Annotated in this window: 13 protein-coding genes and 1 pseudogene; 8 read left to right on the forward strand and 6 right to left on the reverse strand. The window is 71.1% G+C overall.

Features of this window, described 5'->3' with window-relative positions; all coding sequences use genetic code 11:
* The first annotated feature begins 105 nt into the window (after positions 1–105).
* The 4 genes from ABZ659_RS26315 (at position 106) to ABZ659_RS26330 (ending at position 6210) form a co-directional block, all read left to right on the forward strand.
* Positions 106–2034: an ABC transporter ATP-binding protein gene (locus ABZ659_RS26315; protein WP_360224538.1), complete on the forward strand. Its 1929-nt coding sequence runs from the start codon at positions 106–108 to the stop codon at positions 2032–2034.
* 162 nt (positions 2035–2196) lie between these two features.
* Entirely contained in the window at positions 2197–3084 is an 888-nt protein-coding gene (locus tag ABZ659_RS26320) for an FCD domain-containing protein (RefSeq protein WP_360224540.1), read from the forward strand.
* 584 nt (positions 3085–3668) lie between these two features.
* Positions 3669–5210 carry an RNA polymerase sigma factor gene (locus ABZ659_RS26325; protein WP_360224542.1) on the forward strand — a complete coding sequence of 514 codons (1542 nt, stop codon included), beginning with the start codon at positions 3669–3671 and terminating at the stop codon, positions 5208–5210.
* Between the two features lie 142 nt (positions 5211–5352).
* Positions 5353–6210, forward strand: a complete 858-nt coding sequence (locus ABZ659_RS26330; protein ID WP_360224544.1) for a serine protease — start codon at positions 5353–5355, stop codon at positions 6208–6210.
* A 100-nt stretch (positions 6211–6310) separates the two neighbouring features.
* Here ABZ659_RS26330 and ABZ659_RS26335 read toward each other — a convergent pair whose 3' ends face one another.
* The gene (locus ABZ659_RS26335; protein WP_360224546.1) at positions 6311–6541 is read right to left on the reverse strand and encodes a hypothetical protein; all 231 of its coding nucleotides are present in this window, start codon (positions 6539–6541) and stop codon (positions 6311–6313) included.
* A 443-nt stretch (positions 6542–6984) separates the two neighbouring features.
* Here ABZ659_RS26335 and ABZ659_RS26340 point away from each other — a divergent pair, with 443 nt between their 5' ends.
* The 3 genes from ABZ659_RS26340 (at position 6985) to ABZ659_RS26350 (ending at position 11293) form a co-directional block, all read left to right on the forward strand.
* Complete coding sequence (locus ABZ659_RS26340; RefSeq protein ID WP_360224548.1) at positions 6985–9108, forward strand: DNA topoisomerase IV subunit B; 2124 nt, start codon at positions 6985–6987, stop codon at positions 9106–9108.
* Between the two features lie 107 nt (positions 9109–9215).
* A complete protein-coding gene (locus ABZ659_RS26345; protein ID WP_360224550.1) occupies positions 9216–9680 on the forward strand; it encodes a DUF485 domain-containing protein in 465 nt (154 codons plus the stop codon).
* 20 nt (positions 9681–9700) lie between these two features.
* A complete protein-coding gene (locus tag ABZ659_RS26350) occupies positions 9701–11293 on the forward strand; it encodes a cation acetate symporter (protein ID WP_360224570.1) in 1593 nt (530 codons plus the stop codon).
* 151 nt (positions 11294–11444) lie between these two features.
* Here ABZ659_RS26350 and ABZ659_RS26355 read toward each other — a convergent pair.
* The 3 genes and pseudogenes from ABZ659_RS26355 to ABZ659_RS26365 all read right to left on the reverse strand — a co-directional run.
* Positions 11445–11594 (reverse strand): annotated as a pseudogene (locus ABZ659_RS26355) (two-component system response regulator); the annotation flags it as partial.
* 224 nt (positions 11595–11818) lie between these two features.
* Positions 11819–12778 carry a sucrase ferredoxin gene (locus tag ABZ659_RS26360; RefSeq protein WP_360224552.1) on the reverse strand — a complete coding sequence of 320 codons (960 nt, stop codon included), beginning with the start codon at positions 12776–12778 and terminating at the stop codon, positions 11819–11821.
* Positions 12779–12871: 93 nt separating this feature from the next.
* Positions 12872–14146: a citrate synthase gene (locus ABZ659_RS26365; protein ID WP_360224554.1), complete on the reverse strand. Its 1275-nt coding sequence runs from the start codon at positions 14144–14146 to the stop codon at positions 12872–12874.
* Between the two features lie 99 nt (positions 14147–14245).
* Here ABZ659_RS26365 and ABZ659_RS26370 point away from each other — a divergent pair, with 99 nt between their 5' ends.
* On the forward strand, positions 14246–15412 hold the full coding sequence (locus ABZ659_RS26370; RefSeq protein WP_360224556.1) for a citrate synthase/methylcitrate synthase: 1167 nt from the start codon (positions 14246–14248) through the stop codon (positions 15410–15412).
* A gap of 190 nt (positions 15413–15602) precedes the next feature.
* Here the strand turns inward: ABZ659_RS26370 and ABZ659_RS26375 are convergent, their stop codons facing one another.
* Both ABZ659_RS26375 and ABZ659_RS26380 read right to left on the reverse strand, forming a co-directional pair.
* Entirely contained in the window at positions 15603–15839 is a 237-nt protein-coding gene (locus ABZ659_RS26375) for a hypothetical protein (RefSeq protein ID WP_360224558.1), read from the reverse strand.
* 146 nt (positions 15840–15985) lie between these two features.
* The gene (locus ABZ659_RS26380; protein WP_360224560.1) at positions 15986–16540 is read right to left on the reverse strand and encodes a DUF6082 family protein; all 555 of its coding nucleotides are present in this window, start codon (positions 16538–16540) and stop codon (positions 15986–15988) included.
* Positions 16541–16697 lie beyond the last annotated feature (157 nt).

Genomic DNA, 16697 nt, shown 5'->3' on the forward strand with positions numbered 1-16697 from the left:
GCCGAGGACCACCCGCCGGGCCACCACACCCCGACGCGGGACCGGACCCGGGAGCCCATCTCGCGGTGCCCGAAAAATCGGACATAGCGCGCTATCTTGCTGAGAGTGATCCAGGCCATCGGACTGACCAGCAACCCCCGCAAGGGCCTTGCCCCCGCCGTCGACGACCTCTCCTTCGAAGCGCGCGCGGGCCAGGTCACCGCGCTGCTCGGAGCGGTCGACGCGGGTAAGACGACGGCGCTCCGGCTCATGCTGGAGCTTCAACAGGGCCGGGGGATCACCTACTTCAGAGGCCGCCCACTGCACCGCATCGCCCACCCGTCGCGCGAGGTCGGTGTGCTCCTCGGCGACGTACCGGGCCACCCGGCCCGCACGGTCCGCGGCCATCTGCGCATGTTGTGCGCGGCCAGCGGAGTGCCCGTCCGCAGGGCCGACGAGGTCCTTGAGGCCGTAGGTCTCGTCAGTCTGCGCGACGAGCGCCTCGGCACCCTCTCACGCGCCATGGACCGCCGCTTCGGCCTGGGCTGCGCGCTCCTGGCCGACCCTCACACCCTAGTCCTCGACGAACCGGCCGACGGGCTCTCCACCCGCGAGAGCCGCTGGCTGCACAGCGCGCTCCGTGCGCACGCCGCCCAGGGCGGCACGGTCCTGTTCACCACCGCCGACCCGAAGGAGGCCGCCCGTACCGCCGACCGGATCGTGACGCTGGACCGCGGCCGACTCGTCGCCGACCAGGACGCCGCGGACTTCGCCCGCACCAGACTGCGCCCCCGGGTCGCCGTACGCAGCCCGCACGCCGCCCGTCTCGCCGCGCTGCTGACCAAGGAGGCCCGCACCAGGCACCGTTCGGTCGAGGTCGTACGAGAGGGCGGCAACCGCCTCTCCGTGTACGGCGGTAGCTGCGCCGACGTCGGCGAGACCGCTTTCCGGCACGGCATCCTCGTACACCGACTCGCGGACGAGATCGGCGACATGGGGCCCGGCGCGACGGAGGACGCCGCGGCGTGGGCACCCCAGCCGCAGCCGCAGCCGCAGCCACAGTCAAGGGAGGGCCGCCCTCTCCCCTCCGAGTCACCCTTGGAAGCCTCCCCCTCCCCCCCTTCCCACCCCACCCTCCCCGCCACCACCCCGCCCACGCCAAACACGCCACCCCCACCCCCACCTCCGCCCGCACCCTCCGAGCCCATCCCCAGCCCTCAGGACCGCCCCCTCGAAGCCGCCCCCTCGCTGCCCGCGCTCCCGCCCCCCATCTCCGTGCGCCCCGCCCCCAGCCCACTGCGGCCGCTGCGGTACGAGCTGCGGCGGGCCGCCGGGATCAGTACCGGGTTTCTGACCGGGGCGGCGGTGCTCGTCGTGTCGGCCGTCACCGCCGTGGTCCTCGCGCGGGTCGGGCACACCCCGCAGCCGCGCCTGCTGGCGGCGTGGCCGCGGGAGCTGCCGCTGCCGCCCGCGGCGCTCGGGGCTGGGCTGCTGGGCGCGCTGGCCTTCGGTGACGAGTTCCGCCACCCCGCGCTGGCGGCGGATCGCGGCACCGTGCCCCGCAGGCTGGGGCTGCTGGTCGCGAAGCTCCTCGTGGCCGCGGTCACCGCGCTGACCCTGGCCGTCCTCACCGTGGGCTGCGACGCCGAAGTGCTCTACCTGTTCTACGGACGGGAGCTGGCGGAGGTTCCCGCTGACTGGCTTCCGCTGGGTGCCGGTTGGGTCGGGCTGGTCGTGGGGTGCGCCTGGTCGGGGGTGCTGGCCGCGGGGGTCTTCCGGTCCACGACCGCCGGGCTGGCGGCGGTGGTCGGCGTTCCGGTGCTCGTCGTACCCGTCGTACACAGGGTTCTGGAGGGGCCGTCCGTTCGGGCCGCGAGGGGGTGGCCGATGCGCTGGCGTGAGGTGCTCCTGTCGCAATGGCCCTTCGGTGGGGAGCGGTACCTGGCCGCGCTGGCGCGGATGCTCGCCCAACCCGTGGGCAGCGCGCTGGCGTTGTCGCTGACCACGCTGCTCTGCGCGTATCTGCTCACGACCCTGCGGAGCAGGGCCCGGTGACACTGGTTCGTCGCCTTCCGGTCGCGGCCTGTGCGCAACTCTCCAGGGAACGCCCATTTCTTTCCGATAAGGCGTCAATTGGGGCGAAGTGAGCGATCACCCTTTCGTGTGCTTTTCACCAAAGACCTCAAGGGAGTTGGAGACGGCGCCGACAAAGGATGCGTGAGTACCCTTGCGCACACCATGATGACCTCCGCCCGCTCCGCTGACTCCGGTCTCACCGGACCGGGCGAAATCGACCGCTACCCCTACGCCGAGGCCCCGGCCGTCGACCGCGTCGGCATCCCCGCGTGGGAGGGCGCCGACCCCGAGCTCGGCCGCGCGGGCCGACGCGCCACGGGCAGCCGTGGCCGCGGCCTGCACGGCCAACTCGTCCAACAGCTCGGCCAGATGATCGTCTCCGGGGACCTGGGTGCCGACCGTCCGCTGGTGCCCGAGGAGATCGGCCAGCGCTTCGAGGTCTCCCGCACCGTCGTCCGTGAGTCGCTCCGCGTCCTGGAGGCCAAGGGCCTCGTCAGTGCCCGCCCGAACGTCGGCACGCGCGTGCGCCCCGTCAGTGACTGGAACCTCCTTGACCCGGACATCATCGAATGGCGGGCCTTCGGGCCGCAGCGCGACGACCAGCGCCGTGAGCTGAGCGAGCTGCGGTGGACCATCGAGCCGCTCGCCGCGCGACTGGCCGCCGGGCACGGCCGCGAGGACGTCCAGCAGCGGCTCTCCGACATGGTCGGGATCATGGGCCACTCCTTGGGGCAGGGTGACGTGCTGACCTTCTCCCGCGCCGACGCCGAGTTCCATTCCCTGCTGATCCAGGTCGCGGGCAACCGCATGTTGGAGCACCTCTCCGGGATCGTCTCCGCGGCCCTCCAGGTCTCCGGCGGCCCGGTCACGGGCTGTGACCGTCCGAACGAGGCCTCGCTGGCACACCACGCCAGGATCGCCGACGCCCTCGCCGCGGGCGACGGGGCGGGCGCGGAGACCGCCATGCGGCAACTGCTCACCGTCCACCCCGAGGTGGAGCGCGTGGTGCCCGCCCCGCGCGAGCACTGACCCTGGTCCCGCGCGCGAGCGCTGCCCCGGTCCCCGCGTGGACGCCGACCGCTCCCGGCCCAGCGCGTGCCGCCGCGGGCGCGGGTGCTGACCGCCCTCTCGCGCGGACGCTGGACGCGCGCCCGTGCGAGCGCTGACCGCTCCCCGGGAGCACCGCGGCCCGGTGGGCGTCCTTCCTCCTGCGCCACCGCCCGGCTGGCGCCCTCCTCCGTCGGACCCCGCAGGGATCCTCCCGACCTGCGGGGTCCGATGCCGCGCGAGGTCATCGACGGTCGGTAACAGCGGCCAATCGGGCGGTACGGCGGACAATGGTCGTACAAGGGTGAAACCATCTGCCCGTGTCTGACCGTTTTTGAGTGCTTACGGGGTGTGACTCGGGCCACGCGGAATGGGCGTAACGCTCGTGGAGGCAGCGCGATGACCTAAGAGGTGACAGCCGCGGAGGGAATACAGACGCCGTACACGGCGCTGTGCATCTTCCCCGGCCCCGCCCGCGCCGTCGGCCCATCCCCAAGCCGGTGGTCGGCTCCTGTCCGTCACGGACGGGGCCGGAAGTCGTTTTCCAACGTTCCGAGAGGTTGTTCGTGTCGGCCAGCACATCCCGTACGCTCCCGCCGGAGATCGCCGAGTCCGTCTCTGTCATGGCGCTCATTGAGCGGGGAAAGGCTGAGGGGCAGATCGCCGGCGATGACGTGCGTCGGGCCTTCGAAGCTGACCAGATTCCGGCCACTCAGTGGAAGAACGTACTGCGCAGCCTCAACCAGATCCTCGAGGAAGAGGGTGTGACGCTGATGGTCAGTGCCGCGGAGCCCAAGCGCACCCGGAAGAGCGTCGCAGCGAAGAGTCCGGCCAAGCGCACCGCCACCAAGACCGTCGCGGCGAAGACGGTGTCCGCGAGGAAGGCCACCGCCAGCACAGCCGCTCCGGCCGCTCCGGCCGACCCCGCAGTCGACGAAGCCGCGGAGGAGACCGCGCCCGCCAAGAAGGCGGCCGCGAAGAAGGCGACCGCCAAGAAGGCGGCCACGAAGAAGACCGTCGCCAAGAAGACGACCGCGAAGAAGACGGCCGCCAAGAAGGACGACGCCGAGCTGGTCGAAGAAGAGGTCCTGGAGGAGCCCAAGGCGGGCGACGAGCCCGAGGGCACCGAGAACGCGGGCTTCGTACTGTCCGACGAGGACGAGGACGACGCCCCCGCCCAGCAGGTCGCCGCCGCCGGCGCGACCGCCGACCCGGTCAAGGACTACCTCAAGCAGATCGGCAAGGTCCCGCTGCTCAACGCCGAGCAGGAGGTCGAGCTGGCCAAGCGCATCGAGGCGGGTCTCTTCGCCGAGGACAAGCTCGCCAACTCCGACAAGCTGGCGCCGAAGCTCAAGCGCGAGCTGGAGATCATCGCCGAGGACGGCCGCCGCGCCAAGAACCACCTGCTGGAGGCCAACCTCCGTCTGGTGGTCTCCCTGGCCAAGCGCTACACCGGCCGCGGAATGCTCTTCCTGGACCTCATCCAGGAGGGCAACCTCGGCCTCATCCGCGCGGTGGAGAAGTTCGACTACACCAAGGGCTACAAGTTCTCCACATACGCCACCTGGTGGATCCGGCAGGCGATCACCCGCGCGATGGCCGACCAGGCCCGCACCATCCGTATCCCGGTGCACATGGTCGAGGTCATCAACAAGCTCGCGCGTGTGCAGCGCCAGATGCTCCAGGACCTGGGCCGCGAGCCCACCCCGGAGGAGCTGGCCAAGGAACTCGACATGACCCCCGAGAAGGTCATCGAGGTCCAGAAGTACGGCCGCGAGCCCATCTCCCTGCACACCCCGCTCGGTGAGGACGGCGACAGCGAGTTCGGTGACCTCATCGAGGACTCCGAGGCCGTCGTCCCGGCCGACGCGGTCAGCTTCACCCTCCTTCAGGAGCAGCTGCACTCCGTCCTGGACACCCTCTCGGAGCGCGAGGCGGGCGTCGTCTCCATGCGCTTCGGTCTCACCGACGGTCAGCCGAAGACCCTCGACGAGATCGGCAAGGTCTACGGCGTCACGCGTGAGCGCATCCGCCAGATCGAGTCCAAGACCATGTCGAAGCTGCGCCACCCGTCCCGCTCCCAGGTGCTGCGCGACTACCTCGACTAGGCCGCACCGTCCCTCGGTACGGCGACGAAGGCCCGGCTCCCCCTCGGGGAACCGGGCCTTCCGCGTGCCCGCGCGGGGTGCGGGGTGCTGCCTGGTGAATCACTCTGGGTGTTCCATGACCGCCCCAGAGTGAGGAGCATGTATGCGTCGGTCTGTTGTCCGGGCGCTGTCCCGGCCGCTGGTCCTGGCCGCTGCCGCGGCCGTGCTGCCGCTGGTCTCCGCCGTCCCCGCCGCCGCCGACAGCGTCGTCATCGGCGGGTTCCCCGTGGACGTCGCCCAGAGCCCCTGGACGGTGGCCCTGTCCAGCCGTGACCGGTTCGGGGGTACGCGGGCGGGTCAGTTCTGCGACGGGGTGGCCGTCGGCCCGACGACCGTGCTCACGGCGGCCCACTGCCTGGACGAGGAGGTGCTGAGCGGCCCCGTGGAGCAGGTGCGTGACTTCAAGGTCATCGCGGGCCGTACGGACCTGCGCGCGCGGGAAGGGCGGGAGATAGCCGTACGGGACGCCTGGGTGAACCCGGACTACGACCGTGACAGCAACGCCGGGGACTTCGCGGTGCTCAGCCTCGCCGAGTCGCTGCCGGAGAACTCGGCCATCCAGATGGCGCCCGCGGGGGACCCCGCCTACGAGCCCGGCACGGCGGCCGTGGTCTACGGCTGGGGCGACACCAGCGGCGCCGGGGACTACGCGACCGGGCTACGGGGAGCGCGACTGCATGTGCTGTCGGACGCCCTGTGTGAGCGCGCCTATCCGGGCGGCGGGGACGGCGAGTACCGAGCGGAGAGCATGTTGTGCGCCGGTGAGGTACTGGGCGGGCGGGACGCCTGCCAGGGCGACAGCGGCGGGCCACTGGTCGCGCGCGGGAGGCTGGTGGGTCTGGTGTCCTGGGGGAGCGGCTGCGGGCGCTCCGGCAGCCCCGGCGTCTACACGAGGGTGTCCGACCTGCTCACCAAGGTGCGCTGGGGCACGGAGGCGGGGTCGCCGCGCGCCGGAACCTGACTGGGATACGTGGAGACGATGACGGGCGGCCACCCCTGAGGGCAGGGGGACCGCCCGCACTCCGGCCTGTGCCGGATCGGCTCGTCGTGGATCCGAGGTGTCAGCGCTCTTCTTCCGTAGCGGAAGCGGGAACGGTCGTCAGCCGCTCCGTCTCGTCCTGTATCTCAGCGGCGATCTTCTTGAGTTCCGGCTCGAACTTGCGGCCGTGGTGGGCGCAGAAGAGCAGTTCTCCGCCGCTGAGCAGGACGACGCGCACATACGCCTGTGCGCCGCAGCGGTCGCAGCGGTCAGCGGCCGTCAGCGGGCTCGCGGGGGTCAGAACAGTAGTCACGTCGCCTCTTCTCTAGCTCGACGAGCTGTCGTACCAGGGTCAACATCCAACCAGGCCCAAAACGTTCCCGCTCGGGGCTATTCCTCGAAAAATCTCTCCGAGGCCGGCCGTCTGCTGCCGGTTGGCGGCGAATGTGCCGTATTGCGTGTCTGTGTGTCTTACGGTTTCGCGCTGTCGGTCATCATCGGTCCTCCCGGCTGGGTTGCCGGTTTGTTCATGAGGACGTGCCCGGAGCCTAAATGGTTCATGCCCCGAAGGGAACGTGATATGTACTTCACCCCATCGAGGGATCGAACAGGTATGCGATGGTGCACTAGGCTGAAACCGCAGACGAGGGTGGCGTTACAACGGCTCTACCTGGGCTCGGTACCCTCTGAGCGGCGACCGAAGCCGGGCCCTTACCCACCAGGGCCTCATCTGAAATTCAGCGAGGAGCGAACCGCGTGACCGCCGAAACGTCCGTGCCGTCCACAGCGCTGCTGGCAGGAGCAGACCGGGACGGTTCCAACTACACCGCGCGGCACCTGCTCGTCCTGGAAGGGCTGGAGGCCGTCCGCAAGCGCCCGGGAATGTACATCGGCTCGACAGACAGTCGAGGCCTGATGCACTGCCTCTGGGAGATCATCGACAACTCCGTCGACGAGGCCCTCGGCGGCTACTGCGACCACATCGAGGTCGTCCTGCACGACGACGGCTCGGTGGAGGTCCGGGACAACGGCCGAGGCATCCCCGTCGACGTCGAGCCCAAGACCGGCCTCTCCGGCGTCGAGGTCGTCATGACCAAGCTGCACGCGGGCGGCAAGTTCGGCGGCGGCTCCTACGCCGCCTCCGGCGGTCTGCACGGCGTCGGTGCCTCCGTGGTCAACGCCCTCTCCGCCCGGCTGGACGTCGAGGTCGACCGCGGCGGGCACACCCACGCGATCAGCTTCCGGCGGGGCGTGCCCGGCGCCTTCGCCTCGCTCGGCCCGGACGCGAAGTTCGAGGCCCACAGCGGCCTGCGCAAGGCCAAGAAGATCCCCAAGACCCGCACCGGCACGCGCGTGCGCTACTGGGCCGACCGCCAGATCTTCCTCAAGGACGCCAAGCTCTCCCTGGACAACCTCCACCAGCGCGCCCGCCAGACCGCCTTCCTCGTCCCGGGCCTCACCATCGTCGTCCGCGACGAGTACGGCCTCGGTGAGGGCGGCAGCAAGGGTGAGGAGTCCTTCCGCTTCGACGGCGGCATCAGCGAGTTCTGCGAGTACCTGGCCACGGACAAGGCGATCTGCGACGTCCTCCGCTTCTCCGGACAGGGCACCTTCAAGGAGACCGTCCCCGTCCTCGACGAGCACGGCCAGATGACGCCCACCGAGGTCACGCGCGAGCTGGGCGTCGACGTGGCGCTGCGCTGGGGAACCGGCTACGACACCACGCTCAGGTCCTTCGTCAACATCATCGCCACCCCCAAGGGCGGCACCCACGTCGCGGGCTTCGAACAGGCCGTCGCCAAGACGATGAACGAGGTGCTGCGCGCCAAGAAGCTGCTGCGCGTCGCCGAGGACGACGTCGTCAAGGACGACGCCCTGGAGGGCCTCACCGCGGTCGTCACCGTCCGGCTCGCCGAACCGCAGTTCGAGGGGCAGACCAAGGAGGTGCTCGGCACCTCGGCGGCCCGCCGGATCGTGAACAACGTGATCACCAAGGAGCTGAAGGCGTTCCTGACGGCCACCAAGCGGGACGCCGCCCAGCAGGCCCGCGTGGTCATGGAGAAGGTGGTCGCCGCCGCCCGTACGCGCATCGCGGCCCGCCAGCACAAGGACGCGCAGCGCCGCAAGACGGCCCTGGAGTCCTCCTCCCTGCCCGCCAAGCTGGCCGACTGCCGCAGTGACGACGTCGAGCGCAGCGAGCTGTTCATCGTCGAGGGAGACTCCGCGCTCGGTACGGCCAAGCTGGCCCGGAACTCCGAGTTCCAGGCGCTGCTGCCGATCCGCGGCAAGATCCTCAACGTCCAGAAGTCGTCCGTCACGGACATGCTCAAGAACGCCGAGTGTGGTGCGATCATCCAGGTCATAGGAGCCGGGTCCGGCCGCACCTTCGACATCGACGCGGCCCGCTACGGCAAGATCATCATGATGACCGACGCCGACGTGGACGGCTCCCACATCCGCACCCTGCTGCTGACGCTGTTCCACCGCTACATGCGGCCCATGGTCGAGTCGGGCCGGGTCTTCGCCGCCGTGCCGCCGCTGCACCGGATCGAGATCATCCAGCCCAAGAAGGGCCAGGACAAGTACGTCTACACGTACTCCGACCGGGAACTGCGCGACAAGCTGATGGAGTTCCAGGGCAAGGGCATCCGCTACAAGGACTCCATCCAGCGCTACAAGGGCCTCGGCGAGATGGACGCCGACCAGCTGGCCGAGACGACGATGGACCCCCGCCACCGCACCCTGCGCCGGATCAACCTCTCCGACCTGGAGTCCGCCGAGGGCGTCTTCGACCTGCTGATGGGCAACGAGGTCGCCCCGCGCAAGGAGTTCATCTCCAACTCGGCGGCGACGCTGGACCGGTCCCGTATCGACGCGTAACCGCCGCCCGTACCCGAGCTTCGCTCCCGTTCTCCCCTCATCACCTGATGGGGTGAGAGCGGGAGGAAGAAGAGTCAGGGATCTTCCCGGTCTGTCCATGCTTGGCCATGCACTCAAGCAACGCTAGGTACGGCGACCCCTGGTATGACGCGCTCGCCTCCGGCTGTGGCGAGGCGAACGGGACGCACGAACCGGCCACGTCCGTGCCGCCCGCCCGCGTGGGCGGCGCACGGGACGCCACGGCCGAGGTCTACGTAGAGGTGCGGCGCAGCGCGGCCTTCCAGGAAGTACGCAGCCGCTACCGGCGGTTCGTGGTGCCCGCGGTCGTCGGCTTCCTCGTCTGGTACGTGGCCTACGTGGTGACCGCCACGACCGTGCCCGGTTTGATGGCCCGGCCCGTGGCGGGCGCGGTGAACGTGGCGATGCTGGCCGGGCTCGCACAGTTCCTCACCACCTTCCTGCTGACCTGGGCCTACGCGCGGCACGCGCGGCTGCGCCGGGACCGGGCCGCACTCGAACTGCGCTGGGACACCCAGGAACTGACCCGCGGCGCGCGGGGCGGTGCGGGGTGACGGAGAAGCTCCCGGGCAGCCTGACGGGTGATCATCAGGCGCTGGCGCTGCTGCTGTTCAGTGTGTTCGTCGCCGTCACCCTGGGGATCACCACGTGGGTGAGCCGTGACCGGCATGGTTCCGCGGAGGAGTTCTATGCCGGGGGACGTCTCTTCTCCCCCCTGGAGAATGGTTTCGCCATCGCGGGTGACTACATGTCGGCCGCCTCCTTCCTCGGCATCTCCGGGCTCATCGCCCTCTACGGCTACGACGGGATGCTGTACTCGGTGGGCTTCCTGGTGGCCTGGCTGGTCGTGCTCTTCCTGGTCGCGGAACTGGTGCGCAACTGCGGCCGGTTCACCCTGGCCGACGTCGTCGCCGCCCGGATGCGGGAGCGGCCGGTGCGGATCGCGGCGGGAACTTCCTCGGTGACCGTGTCCGTTCTGTATCTGGTGGCGCAGATGGTGGGCGCGGGCAGCCTGGTCGCGCTGCTGCTGGGCGGGAGCAGCGGCGCGGCGCGGACCTGGACCGTGATCGGCGTCGGCGCGCTCATGGTGATCTATGTGTCGTGGGGAGGGATGCGGGCCACCACCTGGATCCAGATCGTGAAGGCGGTGCTGTTGATCGGCGGCACCATCGCGCTGACGGCGCTCGTCCTGGCGCGGTTCCACGGCGACATCAACCGACTGCTCACCACGGCGGCCGACCGCAGCGGGCACGGCCGGGAGTTCCTGGCACCCGGGCTGCGCTACGGCGGGGGCTGGACCGCCCGCGTCGACTTCATCAGCCTCGGACTGGCGCTGGTCCTGGGCACCGCCGGGCTGCCGCACATCCTGTCCCGCTTCTACACCGTGCCGACCGCGCGGGCTGCACGGCGTTCGGTGGTCTGGGCGATCGGGCTGATCGGCGGCTTCTACCTGATGACGATCGTCCTCGGCTTCGGCGCCGCCGCGATCCTCGGACCGGACACCGTGCGCGGCTCCAACGCGGCCGGGAACACGGCGGTTCCGCTGCTGGCGCTCGACCTGGGCGGCGGCGCGAATTCCACCGGAGGAACGGTTCTCTTCGCGGTGGTCGCCGCGGTCGCCTTCGCCACCATCCTCGCCGTGGTCGCCGGGATCACCCTCGCCTCCTCCGCCTCCGTGGCCCACGACCTGTACGCGTCCCTGCGGCGCCGCCGGGCCGCGCCCCGCAGCGAGGTCACCGTCGCCCGGGTCGCAGCGGTCGGCATCGGCGTCGTCGCCATCGCCCTCGGCCTGCTGGCCCGGGACCTGAACGTCGCCTTCCTGGTCGGCCTCGCCTTCGCCGTCGCCGCGTCCGCCAACCTGCCCGTGCTGCTCTACTCGCTGTTCTGGCGCGGCTTCACCACCCGCGGCGCCGTATGGTCCGTCTACGGCGGGCTGGTCCCGGCCGTCCTGCTCGTTGTCCTGTCGCCGGTGGTGTCGGGCAGCCCCGACGCGCTGTTCCCGGGCCTCGACTTCCAGTTCTTCCCACTTCAGAACCCCGGCCTGGTCTCCATCCCGCTGGGCTTCGCCGCGGGCTGGCTCGGCACGGTCACCTCGGCGGAGGAGCCCGACGAGGCCAGGCACGCGGAGACGGAGGTGCGGTCGCTGACGGGGGCGGGGGCGGCGTAGCGGCCCGGCGCCCGCGACGCCGACAGCCCGGCCCGTCCGCCCCGAGAGGCGGACCGGGGAGATCGGAGCGCGCGTGGGCGAGAAACGGCGGCCTGGATTCCGTAGGGAAGGAGGGCACGGTTCTTTCCCCCCGCCCCCAGGGGCCGTGTCCTCAGGCGCGGGTCGCCCACACGCAACGGTGTTCCGGGCGGCCCGCGTCCCCGTACGCCAGGGTCACTGTGGCCCGTCCCGTGCGCTCCAGGAGCTACAGACAGCGCTGGGCGGTCTGGCGGCTCATGCCCGTGCGTTCGGCGGTCTCCTGCCGACGACCGTGACCAGCCCCCCGGGGCCGACCAGCAGGTCCGGCGGCCTTGTGCGGTCCGACACGCGGAGCGCTACCCCGCGTTCCACGGCGACGGGTGCCTTGGCCACCAGCAGCGCGGCGGGCGATGAGCCAGGCCGACAGCGCACGGACTCCGAGTGCGCCCCCGGCGTACGCCAGCAGCTCGGGGATCGCGTGGATGAGCCGTTCCGCGCGCCCCGCCGTCAGCCGGCGAGCGCCGTCGCCGTCAGCGCGCGGACCGCGAGCACGTCCATCCGCGCGGGCGCGCCCAGCACGGACGTGCCGCAGCTCTCCGGACGCGGCGGCAGGGACGCGCCCTGGGCGACCAGGACGCGCCAGTGCCGCCCGTCGACGTGCGCCACGGTCACCTCCCAGCGCGGCGCCGCGTCGTCCGCCCGTAGGACGTCCTCGGTGCGTACGACGCTCAGCGCGCCCGCCGTGTCCTCACCCGTCGCCCTCCGCACGGCCAGCTCGGCCGCCTGGCCGGGCCGCTCCCACGCGGAACTGCCCCGGCACCCCTCCAGCACGATCCGGCCCTCCTGGACGCCGTGCAGGACCTCCTTGACCGTGTGCGCCTGAGCACGCCCGTAGGCGTATCCGTACGGCAGCACGAGCACCGTCGGCGCGAACCGGTGGCCGCCCAGGTGGGTGACCTCCCACACGCCCGGCACTCCGGAGGTGGCGAGTTCTGCGGCCAGGGGGCGGCCGAGCAGGGCGCAGCAGCGGTCGCGCCGGCCGTTGGTGCAGACGAGCGCGAGCGGGTCGCCGGTGTGGGCGCGGCCGTCGAGGGCCCGGTCGAAGGTTCGGTGGTCGCCCCTGCCGAGGGCGGCGAAGTCGACGCCGAGCAGTTCGCGCGGATCCGTGGTCGTGGCGGAGCGCAACCAGGGGTCGCCGGGCAGGGTGTGCGCCGCGTACACCCGGCGTACGGCGGTGGTGCCGGGGTCGGCGTGGCGGCCGGGGCGGCGGATGAGCGCCACGCGGACGCCCGTGCCCTGGGCGGCGCCTTCGAGGGCGCGGCCGAGGGCGGGGTCCAGATGGCTTGAGGTGAGCGCACGCGGGCCCCACGGGCCGGACTGTTCCAGCAGCAGCCAGGTGGTCGCCGTGGCCGCGGTGCCGGGAACGGGCTCGTCGAGGTCGCGGGAGACGGTCGCGCACGTACTCACGGAGGTGAGCCTAACCTGAGTTGTCGGGAGTGACTTCCTGGTGCCTCTGTTTCCCGTTCCGGGTTCCCCGTTTCTGCCCGGCAAAGACCCGGTTCACGGCAGTGGTCGGGGCGGCCGCGGGCCCACGTACTGACCGCTGGGCCGCATCCGCAGGGGGCGTTCGCCGTACTCCTCCAGAGCGTGGGCGATCCAGCCCGCGGTACGGGCCACCGCGAAGATCGTCTCGCCCGCCGTGGCGGGCATACCGCTGGAGGCGGTGAGGACGGCGAGCGCCAAGTCCACGTTGGCGTGCAGCGGGTGGTGGCGGGCGGCGGTGGCCTCGATGTCGCGGGCCGCCGCGAGCGCGGGCGCGGCGTGGGGCAGATCGTCCAGGAGGGCGAACAGGGCACGCGCGCGTGGGTCCTCACCGGGGTAGAGCCGGTGGCCGAGTCCGGGGACGCGGCGTCCGGCCCGCAGTTCCTCGGCGATCACGGGGGCGGCGTCGCCGTGGTCGAGTACGTCGAGCAGCAGCCGGTGGGCGAGGCCGCTGGCCGCGCCGTGCAGCGGGCCCTCGATCACGCCGAGCCCGGCCGAGACGGCCGCGTAGGCGTGCGCGCGGGCCGACGCGGCGACGCGCACCGCGAGCGTCGAGGCGGCCAGGTCGTGGTCGCCGAGCAGGCCGAGGGCGGTGTCCAGGACGCGCAGCGACGCCTCGTCGGCCGGGCGCCCGCTGAGCCGCCCCCACAGGCGGTGGGCCAGCGGACCCTCGTCGCGGTGGGTGAGCCGCACCGGTGGCAGCGCCGCGACGAGCGTGGGGATGAGGACGCGCGCGGTGCCGAGTACCGCCTCCTCGGACAGGTCGAAACGGAGCGGGTCGGCGGCAGCGGCGGCGATCGCGGCGACCCGAAGGCGGTCGGTGGGCGTGCTGTGTCCGGGCAGCGCGCCGACCGCGCTGCGGGCCACGGCGACGGCGGACTCCGGGGCGGTGAAGGTGGCTCCGGGGCGCAGCCTGCCCGTCCACAGCCACTCGGCGACCTCCTCGTAGGAGTGCCGGGCGGCGAGTTCGGTCGCGTCGACGCCGCGGAAGTAGTACCGGTCCTTGTCGATGAGGGTGATCCGGGTGCGTACCGCGAGTTCACGGCCCGGCCCCCCCGCGGCGCCCGAACCGCCCGCACCCGCCCCGCCGTCCCGCCTGTTGCGCCGCGCGAGCGCCTCGACCTCCTTGGCGTCGAAGGTGCTGCCCCTTCCGCCGGGCGCGCGTCTGCTGCTGAGCTGGCCGCGGCTGACGTACGCGTAGACGGTCTCGGGTTTCACCCCGAGCAGTTCGGCGGCCTCCTTGGTGCTCAGCCGCCGCTCCGGATGGCCGGGCCCGGGTTCTTGATCGCGCATGGGGACCACCGTATAAGCCCTCCCTTCATATTGATTCAATCAATATTGACAGATCTTGAGTCAACCATGGACAGTCGAATCAAGTACAGGGAGGAAATCATGTCCGTCAACAGGTCCAGCACCGCCCTCGTCGACGTACCGCGCGGACTCGCGGGTGTCGTGGTCGCCGAGACCCGGATCGGTGACGTCCGGGGGCTGGAGGGCTTCTACCACTACCGCCAGTACTCGGCCGTCGAACTCGCGCGGACCCGCGGTTTCGAGGATGTCTGGCACCTGCTGGTCCACGGCGAACTGCCGGACGCCGCCCGCTCCGCCGCCTTCGCCGCCGAGACCGCGGCGTTGCGTCGCCTGCCCCCCGACGTCCGGGCGACGCTGCCCGCCATCGCGGCGGCCGGTGGCGGCTCCGGCCCCCTCGCCGGGATGCGCACCGCGCTGTCACTCCTCGGCGCGGCGCACGGCTTCCAGCCGGTGTACGACATCGACGCGGACCGGCGGCGGGCGGACACGGTCACCGCCACCGCGGCCGTCCCCACCCTGCTCGCCGCGCTGTACCGGCTCGGACGGGGGCTCGACCCGGTCGAACCGCGCGATGACCTGTCGTACGCGGCGAACTACCTCTACATGGTGACGGGCGAGGAGCCCGACGCTCAGAGGGCCAGGGCGATCGAGCGGTACCTGATCTCAACCATTGATCATGGCTTCAACGCGTCAACCTTCACGGCCCGCGTGATCGCGTCCACCGGCGCGGACGTGGCCGCCTGTCTCGCCGGGGCGGTGGGCGCGCTGTCCGGGCCGCTGCACGGTGGCGCGCCCAGCCGGGCGCTCGACACCCTCGACGCCATCGGCACCCCCGACCGTATCGACGCCTGGGTGCGTGACCGTGTCCTCGCCGGTGACCGCATCATGGGCTTCGGTCATGCCGTCTACCGCACGGAGGACCCCCGCTCCCGGATGCTCCGTGAGATCGCCCAGGGCTTCGGCGGGCCGCGCGTCGACTTCGCCGTCGAGGTGGAGCGCGGCGTCGAGGCGATCCTCGCCGAGCTGAAGCCCGGCCGCGAACTCCACGCCAACGTCGAGTTCTACGCGGGCCTGGTCATGGAACTGTGCGGCCTCCCACGCGAGATGTTCACTCCGACGTTCGCGGCGGGGCGCATGGTGGGGTGGAGTGCCAACGTGCTGGAGCAGGCGGAGGACTCCAAGATCATTCGCCCGGCTGCGCGGTATGTGGGGCCGCGGGTGCCGGTTCAGGTGCCTGAGGCGGTCTGAGGGGCGAACCGGGCCGCGGACATGCGTGTGGCCTGGTGCCGTTCTGGCGCCAGGCCCCATCGGGTGTTCTCGTCGAGCAGGGACGGTGTGCCGGGTGCTCGCGGGTCGGCTGTCCGGCTCGGTCAACGGTTGCGTGCGGCCGGAGGCGTGACGGGCGGTCGGTGTGGACGACGCGTGCTCGTGCGGGGCGTCAGGCGTCGGGGATGTCCGCCTTGGCGCGGATCAGGGTTTCCCGGCTGACGATGACGATGCGCTCGTAGTCGGCGCGGGACGCGTCGGTGGGCAGTTCGCCGTCCAACGCCGCGGTGGCTTCCGTGCCGATGACGGCGAAGTTGCCGTCGCTCAGCTCGAACACGTCCGGGCAGTTGGCTCCGGAGTTGCTGCCTCGGGCGCTCGGGGGCGCACCGATACGGCGCACGATTTTCAAGGGCTACCGTTCCTTAGGGAGTTTCGGGCACACGGATATGACAGAAGGTAATGGGACTGGTGAGGTGCTCGTGGCAACATGGCCAAAAGTCACTCAGTCGTGTCCTTGGTGGTCGCAGCGTTGATCGGTGCATGACCGAAGGGCTGTCAGTCCGACGGAGGGTTGCCCACCACCCACCATTCGTCCGTGTCCGCCTCGTCCAGATCCATGACGAGCTTGTCCACCATGCGTCCGATCCGTGCCTCGTCGGACGACGGGCTCAAGGTCGCCCGCTGCCCCTTCGATGCCTCCCAGTACTCACGGAAGATCTGGCTCTGGAAGAACTCGCGCAGGTGCGCGTACAGTTCGTCCCGGTCCAGAACGCCTGCGCGGTAGAGGTGGAAGAGGTAGGCGTACCACGCGTTCGCGTAGAAGAACTGTCGTCGCCGCTCGGCAGGGATGCTCTTATCGTAGGTGTCGATCACAGATGCCAGCGACGGATCGTCTATCGCCCTCGACAGCAACTCCCAGTGCATCCGCTGCTGGTGCGCGAGAGCCTTGCGGCGGATTGCCAGCTCTTCCAGCTCTAGGCGCCGCGCGTACAGTTGCGCCGCCCTGTCCGACCGCCGTTGACGCGCTGCCAGCGTCGCGCTGACGGTAGTGGCCAAAAGAGCCAGTGCGATGGATCCCAGACGCCCCGTTGCGTATGTGCGTACGGCCATGTCAGCCCCCGAATCGAGCGACCGTTCGCTGGTTAGTCGCGGACCGGCGAACGGTAGGTGGCGCTAGGAGTTGTCTTCAAATGTCACGCCCACATCAGGAGCGAGGCGAGGGTGACGGCTGCCTGGTAGGACTCGGCGGTCTTGTCGTAGCGGGTTG

Source organism: Streptomyces sp. NPDC006997 (assembly GCF_040635175.1).
Lineage (GTDB): Bacteria > Actinomycetota > Actinomycetes > Streptomycetales > Streptomycetaceae > Streptomyces.